Origin of the sequence: Thermatribacter velox (genome assembly GCF_038396615.1) — a bacterium.
Classification (GTDB): Bacteria; Atribacterota; Atribacteria; order Atribacterales; family Thermatribacteraceae; genus Thermatribacter; species Thermatribacter velox.
Genome location: NZ_CP121689.1, coordinates 954,245 through 967,603 on the forward strand (window position 1 = coordinate 954,245; position 13,359 = coordinate 967,603).

General features: G+C 43.4%; 11 protein-coding genes. 6 read left to right on the forward strand and 5 right to left on the reverse strand.

Features of this window, described 5'->3' with window-relative positions; genetic code table 11:
• The first annotated feature begins 361 nt into the window (after nt 1-361).
• Nucleotides 362-1,411 carry an aldose epimerase family protein gene (locus QBE54_RS04760; protein ID WP_369019393.1) on the forward strand — a complete coding sequence of 350 codons (1,050 nt, stop codon included), beginning with the start codon at nt 362-364 and terminating at the stop codon, nt 1,409-1,411.
• Nucleotides 1,412-1,614: 203 nt separating this feature from the next.
• Nucleotides 1,615-2,961 (forward strand): hypothetical protein, encoded by a 1,347-nt coding sequence (locus QBE54_RS04765; RefSeq protein ID WP_369019200.1) that lies wholly within the window; start codon nt 1,615-1,617, stop codon nt 2,959-2,961.
• Between the two features lie 109 nt (nt 2,962-3,070).
• Here QBE54_RS04765 and QBE54_RS04770 read toward each other — a convergent pair whose 3' ends face one another.
• Nucleotides 3,071-5,002: a methyltransferase domain-containing protein gene (locus QBE54_RS04770; protein WP_369019201.1), complete on the reverse strand. Its 1,932-nt coding sequence runs from the start codon at nt 5,000-5,002 to the stop codon at nt 3,071-3,073.
• A 171-nt stretch (nt 5,003-5,173) separates the two neighbouring features.
• Between QBE54_RS04770 and QBE54_RS04775 the strand changes: the two genes are divergently transcribed.
• The 4 genes from QBE54_RS04775 to QBE54_RS04790 all read left to right on the forward strand — a co-directional run bounded on the left by QBE54_RS04775 (nt 5,174) and on the right by QBE54_RS04790 (nt 9,502).
• Nucleotides 5,174-6,631 (forward strand): FGGY-family carbohydrate kinase, encoded by a 1,458-nt coding sequence (locus QBE54_RS04775; protein WP_369019202.1) that lies wholly within the window; start codon nt 5,174-5,176, stop codon nt 6,629-6,631.
• Complete coding sequence (locus tag QBE54_RS04780; RefSeq protein ID WP_369019203.1) at nt 6,624-7,424, forward strand: inositol monophosphatase; 801 nt, start codon at nt 6,624-6,626, stop codon at nt 7,422-7,424. The genes QBE54_RS04775 and QBE54_RS04780 overlap by 8 nt, the downstream gene beginning before the upstream one ends.
• Nucleotides 7,411-8,514, forward strand: a complete 1,104-nt coding sequence (locus QBE54_RS04785) for a radical SAM protein (protein WP_369019204.1) — start codon at nt 7,411-7,413, stop codon at nt 8,512-8,514. Before QBE54_RS04780 ends, QBE54_RS04785 begins: the two co-directional genes overlap by 14 nt.
• A 211-nt stretch (nt 8,515-8,725) precedes the next feature.
• Nucleotides 8,726-9,502: a DUF1638 domain-containing protein gene (locus QBE54_RS04790; protein ID WP_369019205.1), complete on the forward strand. Its 777-nt coding sequence runs from the start codon at nt 8,726-8,728 to the stop codon at nt 9,500-9,502.
• A 63-nt stretch (nt 9,503-9,565) separates the two neighbouring features.
• Here QBE54_RS04790 and QBE54_RS04795 read toward each other — a convergent pair whose 3' ends face one another.
• Genes QBE54_RS04795 through QBE54_RS04810 form a run of 4 tightly spaced genes read right to left on the reverse strand, consistent with a single transcriptional unit; the run spans nt 9,566 to nt 13,346 of the window.
• Nucleotides 9,566-10,606 (reverse strand): zinc-binding dehydrogenase, encoded by a 1,041-nt coding sequence (locus tag QBE54_RS04795; protein ID WP_369019206.1) that lies wholly within the window; start codon nt 10,604-10,606, stop codon nt 9,566-9,568.
• Nucleotides 10,590-11,588, reverse strand: a complete 999-nt coding sequence (locus tag QBE54_RS04800; RefSeq protein WP_369019207.1) for a phosphoglycerate dehydrogenase — start codon at nt 11,586-11,588, stop codon at nt 10,590-10,592. The genes QBE54_RS04795 and QBE54_RS04800 overlap by 17 nt, the downstream gene beginning before the upstream one ends.
• A gap of 4 nt (nt 11,589-11,592) precedes the next feature.
• On the reverse strand, nt 11,593-12,486 hold the full coding sequence (locus tag QBE54_RS04805) for a carbohydrate ABC transporter permease (RefSeq protein ID WP_369019208.1): 894 nt from the start codon (nt 12,484-12,486) through the stop codon (nt 11,593-11,595).
• Complete coding sequence (locus QBE54_RS04810) at nt 12,483-13,346, reverse strand: carbohydrate ABC transporter permease (RefSeq protein WP_369019209.1); 864 nt, start codon at nt 13,344-13,346, stop codon at nt 12,483-12,485. Before QBE54_RS04810 ends, QBE54_RS04805 begins: the two co-directional genes overlap by 4 nt.
• Nucleotides 13,347-13,359: the final 13 nt, after the last annotated feature.

Sequence of the window (13,359 nt, forward strand, 5' to 3'; positions counted from 1 at the left end):
TTGCTCAAAGAAGCGAAAGGCTTTTTATTTTAAAACATGAAACCAAAAAACGAGAAAAATTTCTTAGGTGGCATTTTTTACTTTCTACGCAGCAGTGCTGGAACTTGCCCGCTTTTAGGTGTTTCGTTGTAACTGTTAAGTAAAAGCAGGAAAGAACCAACACTCTCTATGAATCCCTGACCAAAAATATTTATGGTCAATATTGACTTAACCCCTTTTAAGTTATAATATATTTTTGCTCAAAGACATACTTTGAGCAAAAAATTGATAGGAGGGGTTACACATGTCGAGGTTAAGTTTTGTCCTTCTGGTGTTTGCCTTGCTTGTAGTAATCGCTGTTCCCGCCTGGTCTCTTCAAAACATGCAAATTGATAAAGCACCTTGGGGTAGCACTGAAGATGGAACTCCTGTAGAACAATACACTTTGGTAAACCAAAACGGGATGATGGTCAAGATAATAACTCTGGGTGGAACAGTAACAGAACTATGGGTGCCAGACAAAGACGGAAACTTTGCGGACGTTGTCCTGGGTTTTGATGATGTAGCTGGATATGAAAGCCCTAATAACCCTTACTTTGGATGTATTGTTGGTCGCTACGCAAACCGTATTGCCAATGGTCAGTTTACCCTCGATGGCAGAACCTACACCCTGGTTCAGAACAATGGTCCCAACAGTCTGCATGGTGGAGTAAAGGGCTTTCATTTGAGAGTTTGGAAAGCATATCCTCTATACACCCCAGATGGTCCTGCTCTCAGGTTAAAATACTTAAGTCACGATGGTGAAGAAGGTTTTCCGGGCAACCTGAACGTAACGGTTACTTATACCTTAACCAATGACAATGCTTTACGCATAGATTATCTGGCAACAACCGATAAACCTACGGTTGTAAACCTTACCAACCATAGTTACTTCAACCTTAAAGGCGAGGGGAATGGAACCATTTTAGAACACGAGCTGATGCTTAATGCTGACCACTATACACCAACTGATGATACGCTTATCCCAACGGGGGAAATAGCACCAGTTGAAGGCACCATTTTCGATTTCAGAACTCCTCACACTATCGGAGAAAGGATTAAGGAACTTGCTGAGCCTCCGTTTAAAGGATACGACCATAATTTTGTCCTCAACAACCCGGAGGGAAAACTCATCCTTGCTGCAAAGGTGAAAGAACTAACTTCAGGCAGGATAATGGAAGTTTATACTGACCAGCCTGGTGTGCAGCTTTACTGTGGCAACTGGCTGGATGTGGTAGGGAAGGGCGGTAAATATTACGGGCAGTACTACGGCTTTTGTCTTGAAACTCAACACTATCCAGACTCTCCTAACAAGCCCAACTTCCCCTCTGTGGTGCTTCTTCCCGGGGAAACTTATAAAACCACCACTATTTACAAGTTTCTCGTAGAGTAGACCCGTGAATGTGGCACCCTGGCTGGACTTTTCAAGACTCCAGCCAGGGTGCCACCTCCCTCTTATTTACTCTTATTTCTTTCAGGTTTAACACTTACAGAAAACTTTGTTCTTTCAATCACTTTAAAATTTTGTTTCCGCGTTCTGAAGTTTGAGGTAATATAAAAACACCAACATTCCTAAAAGGAAAGGAGCAGGTATTGATGCAGAAGTTGGAAGAGCTTGAGCGGTTACTTGATGACTTTAACCCCGAGGTTCGCAGAAGTGCCTTTTTAAAAATATGTGATATGGAAAAAAGAGGGGAAATCACTTTCCAGCCCCCTTTGCCCATTTTTAATCTTCACTTCCATACCTTTTTCTCCTTTAACGCTTATGGCTATTCACCTCTCCATATTATTTACAAAGCAAAGAAAGAACGTCTTGAGATGGCAGGAAGCGTAGATTTTGACGTGCTCGATGCCATGCCCGAGTTCTTATGGGGTGGGCTTAGCATAGGCATTCGAGTGGCTTCGGGTATCGAAACCAGGATTTACCTTCCTGAATTTAAAGAGCAGGAATTAAGTTCTCCCAACGAACCTGGTGTAGCATATTATATGGGCAATGGCTTTACCAGGTTGCCAACACCCAATAGCACAGCAGAAAAGACTTTAACTCGGCTTCGTGAGATTGCCCAGAACAGAAACTTAAAGGTCATAGAAAAAATAAATGCTTATCTGCCGGAAGTAGCTATTGACTATGAAAAGGATGTGCTTCCTCTTACTCCAGGTGGTAACCCCACTGAGCGCCATATAATCAAAGCTTATGACTCAAAAGCTGAACTTGTTTTCCCCAAGCTGGAAGAAAGGATAGAATTCTGGTCACAAAAGCTTTGTGCTGAACCTCTAAAACTGAAGAGCTTAATTAACAACAAACCAGATTTTTACGACTTTCTTCGTACGAAACTGGCAAAATTTGGCGGAGTTGGGTACATTGAGCCTGACGCTGGAGATTTTCCAACTCTGAAAGAGGTCAACTCGATGATTTGGGAACTCGGAGCCATCCCTTCCTTTTCCTGGCTCGACGGTACCAGGGACGGTGAAAAAGATCCCGATTTCCTGCTTGACTTCTGCCTGGAAAAAAATATAGAAAGTATATTTCTTGTTCCCGACCGCAACTGGAACCTCGAAGATCCTGCAGAGAGGAAAACAAAAGTGGCTAATCTTTACGCCATAGTAGAAGCAGCTAAAAAGAGAGCAATGCCCATTTTCGTAGGAACCGAACTCAATAAGTACGGTCAAAAATTTGTTGATGATTTCGACTCTCCTTATCTTAAGCCCTTAGCGCCTTACTTTCGTGAAAGCGCGATGATACTCTGGGGACACACTGTCTTAGAAATGACATCCCAGCGCGGCTATAGCAGCGATTGGGCTGCCAGACATTTCTCCAACCGTTTACACAAAAATGAATTCTTTGCCAGATTAGGAAAGAGCATTCCACCAGACAAAAAAACAATTGATCAGGTAGGACAAATGAATACTCCAGAACTACTACAAAAATTTGGGAGTAAGTAACCAAGACCTGTAAGGAAAGTCTCTTTTTTGCACATAGGAAAGGTTACGAACTCCCAACTATTGTAACTTTCGAAATAATTTTCAGGTTGTCGGAAGAAAAATTACGTATTCATTGTCTTTCAATCCTTAATAATGCTGTTTCGATGATGGTTTGTAGCAATTCGGAGTAAGACATGCCACCTATGGCTGCCATTTTGGCAAGATGTCCGTCATAACACCAGCCGGGATTGGGATTAATCTCCAGAAGGCGAGGATATCCTTCTTCATCCAGCCTCCAGTCGAGCCTCACGTAATCACGACACCCAAATCTTTCAATGAGTTTAAGAGAATGCTCTACAATTAACTTCTCGATGCTCTCTGGAATTTCAGCCTTGACCGACCTTACCTTCCCATACGGAGAATCAGGGAGCCATTTGGCTTCATAGCCACATATGCGAGGCAAATCGGGAGGAAGTTCTGAATAGTCTTCCTCAGTAATTGGTAAAACAATGTAGTTGTCGGGAAGATTACCAATAATTCCCACACTCAAATCCTTGCCAGTAAGAAATTCCTCTACCAGAATAGGTTGCGTATAACCGAGCTTCTCACGTATCCATGCGATTGCCTCGACAAGTTCTTCTAAAGAAAAGCAAACACTCTTTTCAGTTATGCCAAAGCTCGAATCACCAAAGTTAGGTTTGACGATTACCGGGAAAGCAATGGGAATAGAAAATGCCATATCCTCGGGTTTTATAAAACAGGCTCTGGGCACGGGAACACCCATTTCCCTGGCTACACCTCTTACCAAAGACTTGTCGTAACAATAGGCCAGACATTGTGGTCCAGAACCGGTATAGGGTAGATCAAGCATTTCGAGTAAAGCGGGAATATGCAACTCCTTATAGGGATCATTCTTGAATCCTTCGTCACAAAAATTCAAAACCAAATCAACCTTACCCTTCAGGCCTATAAGTTCCCTAATCAACGTCCCATGGTTATCAAGAAAAGTGAAACGAAATCTCTCCAGCCTGCTTAATGCTTCTTTAAGTTGCTCTATGGTATAAAAGTCGTCCTCGTCAAAGACGGTTCCAGGTTTTAAAAAATCCTTTTGCTTGGGATCACCAAGTAAAACCACGATTTCTTTTTGAGAACGAATTAAGCCTTTCTTCTGTACACGCTTTTTCTGTTTGTTGACACGGGCAGTAACCAGAATGCGCTGTTCCATCATGCCCAAATCCTGATTCCGTGAAGACTGAGGGACAAATTCACCGTGGAAAGTTATTTCACTAAAACCTGATTTTTCAAGAAGTTCTTTCAAACTTTTCTCAGAATATAATCTTTCACTATAGAACTGGTCCACAACAACCCCTTTCTGAGCATGTATTACAATTTCTCGAGAAATGAGACGTGTCCTATCCGTAGAAAGTGACCGCTCTCTGCACACAAAATACCTTTTATCAATCCATTCCCAGGAACGAGCTTTGAAATTGTTGCGAAGGTATTCACCATCTGCTACATCAATAAAAACCTTACCCATGGGTTTTAAAACTCGCATGACTTCGCGGAGAACCAGAATATCATCCCTGATGCTTTCAAAGTAACCAAAACTGTTTCCGAGAAGCAAAACATAGTCAAAACTCTCATCAGGATAAGGTAATTTCCGAGCGTCACCTTCCTTGAAAGCTACATTAAGTTCCTCTTTTCTGGCTTGGTTCTTAGCTTTCTGAATGAGATATCTGGAGCGATCCAAAGCACAAACTCCGGTATAACCCCTTCTGGCGAGTTCCAGAGAATGTCTACCTTGACCACAACAAAGATCCAGAATAGCTGCATCAGGAGAAGGTTGCAAAATTTCCAATATCACATCAACTTCCGTTCGGGTAAGATTCGTGTCCTCGACTACATCACCGTCAGTTTTGAGGTAAACAGGCCCAAAAAGAGTTCTCCACCAATCTGGCGGAACGTGTTCTTCAAGGTTAGCAACCGGGCCTAAAAATTTAGTTTGTTTTCTGGGGCGTCCTCGATGAACACCCTTTTTAAAAGAAGCGGATTTTTGAGCCACTCCGACTGATACCACCTTTAAAAGAGATTTATTTTTGGATAATTTTAACGCTGTTTGGGCAAATGGTATCCCACCCTTTGAAAATTTTTTGATACTACAGTCTGCTTTACCATAGTTAGAGAAAAGTTTTTTGTGTTATAGTCTTGACTGAAAGGGGAGGTACTATAGGAAATGGATCTTGTAGCAGGCATAGATGTGGGCACGCAAGGAGTACGCTGTATTGCAAGTGACTTGAAGGGCAATATTGTGGCTGAAAGCAGAGAAACGATAACTCGTTCCTGGCTGGAAGGGGTGTTTTTCGAACAAGACCCTGAAGAATGGTGGGACAAAACGCTTGCCTGCCTAAGGCGATTGCTATATCGTCTTCGTCAAAAAAACAGTAATCATGCTTCGATAAAAGCATTGGCTGTGGATTCCACCTCGGGTTCAGTTATTCCGGTCGACGTAAAAGGAAGAGTCTTGAGAAGAGCAATAATGTATAACGATACCAGGGCGAAAGAGGAGGCTTTCTTGATCAATCAGTTCGCAAAAACGTTTATCGAAAACCTTGGCTACAAATTTGGAGCGTCTTTTGCCCTATCCAAAGTATTGTGGATAAAAAGAAATGAACCCTCCATTTTTGAACAAACTCGCTTTTTTATCCATCCTACAGATTTTATCAACGCCAAACTAACCGGTGAATGGGGTATTTCTGACATTTCGAACTGCCTCAAAATGGGGTATGACCTCATCAATAACTGCTGGCCAGAGTTCATTGAAAAAGATTTAGGCATTCCCCTCTGCAAGTTACCCAAAGTAGTTCCAACCGGTGAAGTCATAGGCACGGTTTCCAAAGAAGTTGCTGATGAACTCGGATTATCTCCAAAAACTCTGGTTGTAGCAGGAGCTACTGACGGTACGGCTGCTTTTTACGCTTCTGGAGCACATGGTTTAGGAGACCTTTCTTCCACCCTGGGGACGACGCTGGTCTTAAGAGGGATATCAAAATCGCTGATTAGAGACCCCCGGGGTAGAATTTACTGTCACCGCCATCCCGAAGGAATGTGGTTGCCTGGTGGTGCCAGTAATACCGGTGGAGAGTGTTTACAGAAGCTTTTCCCCGGAGAAGAGTACCGGGCTTGGGACAGAAAGGTTAGTGAAAGTGTTTCCCTACCTACCGGAATTGTTTTTTACCCACTGATGAGGGAAGGCGAAAGACTACCTTTTTCCTGTCAGGAGGCACGCTCATTTAAAATAGGCAAAGAAAATACTCAGGAAGAGCTCTATGCAGCTTGCCTTGAAGGAGTAGGCTATGTAGAGCGCTTCGCCATAGAACTTTTGGAAAGGCTTGGAGTTGATAAAGTAAAGAAGATATTCGCTTCAGGAAGCGGTGCAAAAAGTGAACTCTGGTGCAGAATCAGAGCTTCTATAAGTGGCTTACCGCTTTGTGTTCCAGCCTCAGAAGAAGCAGCAATGGGAGCCTGTGTAATCGCCAGCGCTCAGTATTGGGGAGGGATTAGCAAAGCGGTGAGAGAAATGATACGCATTGAAAAGGTTTTTGAACCGGACCCTGCTTTGCAGGAAGCGTATCAGGAAAAATATGCTTGCTTTGTCGAAGAATGCGAGAAAAGGGGGTACGCTCTTGACTGAAAAAAGATTGGAAACTGCGCTGAAAGTTGCTCACCAGGCTGGTGAATTTTTACTTTCTAAAAAGGAAGCAATTTTGACCATTGACCAAAAAAGCAGCTGGGCAGACCTGGTAACCAATGTCGACTTAGAAGCTCAGGAATTAATTATCAGTCTCTTAAAAACTTCCTTTCCAGATGACTTTTTCTTTGGGGAAGAAGGCTCTATTTCTCTGGAACACTTAAATAAAACCTGGGTCATTGACCCAATCGATGGTACAAGTAATTTCATATACAGGTTGCCTTTTTTCTCGGTTTCTATAGCTTTTTTCGAGCTTGGCGTACCAACCATCGGCATCGTTCACATACCCGAACTAAGAGAAACCTTTTGGGCTGCAAGGGGCAAAGGAGCCTACTTAAATGGCAAGAGAATTTGCATTAGCGGAAAGAAAACCCTGGATAGTGCGCTGATTGCTACTGGTTTTCCTTATGACATTGCGTTGAGAGAGAAAAGCGCTTCCCTCTACACAGAGCTTCTTCCTGCAGTTAACGATCTGAGGGCTTATGGAGCAGCTTCGATCGAACTTTGCTACGTTGCTTGTGGTCGTTTTGATGCATACTTCGAACCCCAGGTGGCTCTCTACGATATAGCTGCTTCTTTGGTTGTCTTGAGTGAAGCTGGCGGAGAGTTTAAAAGCCTTGATGGAAAAGAGTGGGAACCCACTTCCACCTCCCTTATTGCTGCAAATCACCACCTTTTACTGGAACTGCTTGAATTCCTTGCCATGAGAAAAAATAGACCCAATGGGAACCTGTAACATATGTGGTCGCAAAAGCAGACTTATAAGTGAAGTGCTTGCTTTGTGCAGGAAGTGCATCCTACAACATCCTCAGAAAGCTTTGCAAAGAGCGGACCAGGTGCACCGACTGGTCCGTAAAGAACTGGACCTTCCTGAATACCCACCACGTCAAGGCAAGGTAAGGTGTTCCCTATGCTTCCATCAATGTGCAATGCGCGATGGAGAACATGGTTACTGTGGGTTGTACGAAAACCGCAATAACCGTCTTCGATACCGTACTGGTAACCCTCAGAAGGGACTCCTGCATTGGTACTACGATTCCTTGCCAACCAATTGTGTAGCCTCATGGATTTGCCCTTATGGGAAAAAAGCAAGTTTTTCCTTACCTGATTTAAGAAAATACTACAACCTGGCTATATTCTACGGAAGTTGTTCTCTGAATTGTCTTTTTTGTCAGAACTGGCACTACCACCATCTGCTACAAAAAATGGAACCGCTATACAGCGTCAATGAATTGCTTGAGAAAGTAACCAGACAGGTGGCTTGTATCTGCTTTTTTGGAGGAGACCCTGTACCCCAACTCCACCATGCTATTGCTCTCTCCCGACTCGCAATTCAAAAAGCAGAAGCAGAACAACGTCTTCTCACTTTGCGCATTTGCTTTGAAACCTGTGGCAACATGAACGAAAACCTCCTGTTCCAGGCTTTCAAGGTTTCCGCGCATAGCGGAGGATGTATTAAGTTTGACCTCAAGGCTTTTAATGATACACTGCATCGCGTTCTTACTGGCTTCTCCAATCAGAAAACCTTGGATAATTTTGCCAGAATTGTAAATTGGCGTAAAACGCAAGGAGGAGAGGCTTTTCTTTTAACTGCAAGCACTCCTCTGATTCCAGGATACGTAGAAGAAGAGGAAGTGTATGAAATAGCCCGTTACATCGCCAATCTGGATCCTTCGATTCCCTACACCCTGCTGGCTTTTTCACCCCAATTCTATTTTTACGATTTGCCCCAGACAAGCAGAAAAACTGCTTTGCGCTGTCTGGAAGAAGCTCGAAAAGCAGGACTGGAGAGAGTAACTATAGAAAACGTGTTTCTCCTGAACTGAGAGACCAGTTGAGGCAAGAACTAAAAACCCATTCTTTTGACAAAGCGGTAACCTGGTATAAAAATTACAAACAAGGAATAAACAAACTGTGCTTTTGTTAATTATCCATTCGAAAACAAAAATTTTTTGAAAAAACTATAAAGATACAGAAACAAAAACCGATATATTAAGTAAAATACTTCTAAATAAAAAACTCAAGGGGTGAAAGACAATGCATAGTATTACTGGTAAAAGATTTAAAGTTTTAGCATGCCGCTCCATGTGGCGTGAAGTTTCTCTACTTGCTTCGCAGTCACCCAATGTGTGTGATGTTGAGTTTCTCCCTCTGGGACTTCATAACGATCCTCCGAGCTTGCGCCAGACACTTCAGGAAAAAATACACGCCACCTCACCCCAAAAAATGAGTTATCAGCAGGAAGGCCTTGAGTTTGAGTACGATTATGATGCCATTGTGCTTGCCTACGGTTTGTGCAGTAATGGTACCGAGGGACTTAGCTCAAAACGCTATCAACTGGTTATCCCGCGGGTTCACGATTGCATAAGCCTGCTCCTTGGTTCTTCAGAACTATACCACTACTACTTTGAAAAATACCGGGGAATCTACTGGTATTCGTCGGGATGGATTGAACACAGCATTCAACCCAGCAGGGAACGAAGAGAACTCATCTATCAAATTTTTAAAAATAAATTTGGTGAAGAAAACGCAGCTTTCTTAATGCAACTTGAAGATAACTGGCAAAGAGAGTATAGCAGAGCTATATACATTAGCTGGGGATTCTCCGTAGACGAGAAATACTGTCGCTTTACCCAAGAGTGTGCAGAATTTCTGGGCTGGGAATTTGAGGAGGTCAGAGGTGACACAAAGTTACTCTCTGACCTCCTGCGCGGAGCCTGGGATGAGGAAAGATTTTTAATAGTAAAGCCTGGAGAGGTAATAGAAGCAAGCGGCGACAAAAATATTTTTTGTAAAAGGTGCGTGGTTGAGTAATCAGTAAATTCATTGCTTTTGCAAAAATCCTTTAGTTACCGTTGCAGTTGCTTTCAGATATTGTCACTGTCCGAAGTTAAAAAGCACTTTGCCTCCTGAACCTTCCTCAGCTACCTGAAAAGCACTTTCGTACTCCTCGATGCTGAAACGGTGGGTAATAACCTGCTTCAAAAACTCACTATTTTGTTTTGCCAGAGCAGATACTTTTTCCCAGGTATCCCAGATTCGTCTGCCAAAAAACCCAACAATCTCCAGCTCTCTCAATACGATTTCCGGGGATAACTGCAAAGAAAGTGCTTCCTGACTGTGACCAATACACATCACTTTCGCCCCGACTCTGGTGGCAGCAATTGCCTCTTTGAGCGTTTTCACGCTACCCGAAGCTTCAATAATCACACCCAGCCCTTTCTCGAAACCCAGAGTTCCATCGAGTGTTTCTCTCAAAGAAGACTGCCGAACGTCAACACTCACATCGGCACCCAACTTTTTAGCCAGTTCCAAACGATAGGAGTTTATATCAGCGGCTACAATGCGCGAAGCACCCATAAGACGTGAAAAAGCAATTGCAAAAAGACCTATAGGGCCACAACCTATCACCAGAACTGTCTCGCCCTTCACTTCTCCTCGTTCCACTGCACGAAAGGGAATACCCATGGGTTCAAAGAGACAACCAGTTTCATAATCCACCTCTTCAGGGAGGGCAAAAACGGCTCTTTCTGAAACAGTAACATACTCTGCAAAACACCCATTGACCTGATGTCCAAAAAGGAGCATGTTCTCACAGGTATGGGCCCTTCCATTCAGGCACTGCCAACATTTACCACAAGAAATGTGGGTATCCACAGCTACTCGGTCGCCAGCTTTAAAGTGTTTGACGTTCTTGCCTACTTCCACAACAGTGCCTGAACATTCATGCCCAGGAACAAAAGGAAGCTTTTCGACCAAGGAACTTACTGGGGGCATCCAGTGAAGGATCTTTAAATCTGAGCCGCAAATAGCGCTCTTTTGAACTTTGATAAGCACTTCATTTTCGAGCGGTTCAGGAACCGGCATATCAGCAATTTCAAGACCTGGCCCTTGATGGGTTTTAAGAAGAGCTTTCATGAACATCCTCCTTCTGCAAAAGATGGAAATTAACCGAGTGAAGGGGTGGCTTCCCTTGCAACACCAAAATTACGTTTTTTGCCGACACCTCATCCATGTTTCTCACTGCTTCCCTGGTATCAGCGCCTATATGAGGTGTAGTTATCACATTAGGTAGTTCTAAGATAGGATTATCAAAGGGTGGTTCTTGAGAGAAAACGTCCAGCGCAGCACCTGCAATCCTGCCTTCTTTTAGAACGTCGTACAGTGCTTTCTCGTCAACTATCCCTCCTCTTGCAGTATTAATCAGAAAAGCCGTTCTTTTCATCAAAGCTAACCTTTCACGGTTGATTAGCTTCCTGGTTTTCTCGTTTAAAGGAAGATGCAGGGTAACAAAATCAGAGGTCTGTAAAAGCTGTTCCAGGTCGGTGTACTGGAATTGTGGGTGTGACGCAAGCTCCTGGTCAGGCACAAGGTCATATCCCAGAACCCGCATGTCCAGAGCCATTGCTTTTTTAGCCACTCTTTTCCCAATTCTTCCTGTGCCAACGACACCAAGGATTTTGCCTTCAAGTTCCATTCCCACCATTTTCCCCCATTGTTTTTTTCGCAAATCCTCGTGTAGTTGCACAACATGGCGGGTAAGCATGAACAGGAAAGCAATGGTAAGTTCAGCAACCGCATTTTCATTACTACCTGGAGCATTGGTAACCACAATACCTCTTCGGGTAGCTGCTTCAATATCTACGTTGTCCACACCTACCCCATGTTTAGAGACAACCTTTAAGTTTTTTGCTTTTTCAAAAACCCTTTCGGTAAGTAGTTCCAGGCCGAAAATAAGAGCGTCAAAGGGCGCAATCACTTCCAAAAGCTGATTTTCTGTTAAGGGATGAGGATAAGGAGGAAAAACAGGTTCTATACCGTTTTCTCGAAGAATTTCCTCTGCTTGCGAAAATTTACCAAAAGAAGCCTGGGGAGTAATAAGAACCTTTGCTTTGCTCATCATCTCAACCCTTTACCGCCCCAGCAACAATGCCCATTCTCACAAAGCGCTGAACAGTCAGGTACAGGAGGGCTGGTACCAATCCAGCGAATATGGTAGTTGCTGCCAACGCGCCAGGGTCAACAATCTCGCCACCATAAAGAAAGAATCCAATATGCAGAGGTAGAGTGTACTTATCAACATCGTTTATGAGGACTGTGGCAAAAATAACATCCCCCCAAGAAAGCACAAAGGAAAAAATGGCCACAGTGACCAGACCCGGAGCTGCCAGAGGGAGGGTAATCCTTAAAAAAGCCTGAAAGCGCGAACAGCCATCAACCATCGCTGCTTCATCGAGTTCCCGGGGTATACCCATAAAGTACCCGCTCAACATGTAGGTAGCGAAAGGTATGGTATAAGCAAGATGCACTATACTTAAACCAAACAGAGAATCAGTAAGACCTATTCTTTTTAAAATAAGAGTCATAGGAACCATCAGGATGAAAGGAGGAAAAACATACGCAAAAAGAATCAATGAAGAGGCAAACTTTTTGCCTGGGTAAACAAAACGTGCCAGGTTATAACCTGCAAGACTGGACACCACCATGGTAAAGGTTACCGCGAGAACCGAAACCCAAAGGGTATTCAAAAGGGGTCGGTTAATGGTTGAAGAAATAGTTAACGACACTCCAGTAACTTCTTCCATAGATATTTCGCCAGGGGCTAATTCTCTTTTCCCAGAAAAAATCTTCCTGAAATTGTTAAGAGTCAGATTGCTCGAGGGCGCCAGGTTCCAGGCCTCTTCCTCAGGGGAGAAGGCAGTTTTAATAATCCAGTAAACTGGTATAAAAATCCACAGAAGGAGGATCACACTGAAAATGATAATTTGAATATTTTTTGAAAAATTTCTTTTCCTCATTGCGAACCTCCCATCTGGCGAAGAGTGAAGAAGATGAGGATTGCAAATATGGGCAGAATGCTAACTGCATAGGCAGAAGCCAGAGGATAGTTTAATCCCAGCAAAAAGGCTATTTTGTAAGTAGCTATCGGAATGGTCAGCGTTGCATCGGCAGGGCCGCCTCCGGTCATCATCTTGGGAATAACAAAATCCCCCATGGTCCACATCAGCGAGAGACTGCAAACAATCCAGAATACAGGCTTCAGTATGGGGAGGGTAACATAGAGAAACTTTTGCCAGGAAGAAGCACCGTCGATGGAAGCGCTTTCATAGAGCTCTTCAGGTATGGCCTGCAAGCCCGCCAGAAAGCCGAGATAGAAAAAAGGCCATCCATGCCACACATTTACAAGGATTATGGAGGGCATAGCATATTCAAAGCCCAACCAGTGAATGGGCTTTAAACCAAATAAAGAGAGCAGAAAATTACCTATGCCTCGATAATCATAAATGAACCAGAAAAGAACAGCACAAATGAAAGGAGGAAGTGCCCAGGGTAGAATTGAAATAGCTCTTAGGAAGCCTCTCCCACGAAATTTTTGATTTAAAAAGACAGCCACTGCTAACCCGATTACTGCCTTAATGCCGACTGCTGGAAAAGCATAAAGAAAAGTGTTTTTTAAGCTCTTGTAAAAAAGCGCGTCCTTCAGGATGCGGGTAAAGTTTGCAAAACCAATAAAAACAGCTTCTCTGCCCAAAGGCATTTTATAAAAGCTCAGAGCAAATATATAAACAAGGGGTATTATCAAAACGAAAGTCAAAAAGAAAAGAGCCGGTAGAAGATAAAACCAGTCATCTAATCTTTTTAGAAGTCGCAAATTCATCAACCCCTTCTTG

Bases quoted from the DNA above. Each gene is read 5' to 3' on its own strand.
- QBE54_RS04810 (WP_369019209.1), bottom strand. From the start codon at position 13,346: ATGAATTTGCGACTTCTAAAAAGATTAGATGACTGGTTTTATCTTCTA.
- QBE54_RS04765 (WP_369019200.1), top strand. From the start codon at position 1,615: ATGCAGAAGTTGGAAGAGCTTGAGCGGTTACTTGATGACTTTAACCCC.
- QBE54_RS04760 (WP_369019393.1), top strand. From the start codon at position 362: ATGCAAATTGATAAAGCACCTTGGGGTAGCACTGAAGATGGAACTCCT.
- QBE54_RS04805 (WP_369019208.1), bottom strand. From the start codon at position 12,486: ATGAGGAAAAGAAATTTTTCAAAAAATATTCAAATTATCATTTTCAGT.
- QBE54_RS04775 (WP_369019202.1), top strand. From the start codon at position 5,174: ATGGATCTTGTAGCAGGCATAGATGTGGGCACGCAAGGAGTACGCTGT.
- QBE54_RS04790 (WP_369019205.1), top strand. From the start codon at position 8,726: ATGCATAGTATTACTGGTAAAAGATTTAAAGTTTTAGCATGCCGCTCC.
- QBE54_RS04785 (WP_369019204.1), top strand. From the start codon at position 7,411: ATGGGAACCTGTAACATATGTGGTCGCAAAAGCAGACTTATAAGTGAA.
- QBE54_RS04795 (WP_369019206.1), bottom strand. From the start codon at position 10,606: ATGAAAGCTCTTCTTAAAACCCATCAAGGGCCAGGTCTTGAAATTGCT.
- QBE54_RS04800 (WP_369019207.1), bottom strand. From the start codon at position 11,588: ATGAGCAAAGCAAAGGTTCTTATTACTCCCCAGGCTTCTTTTGGTAAA.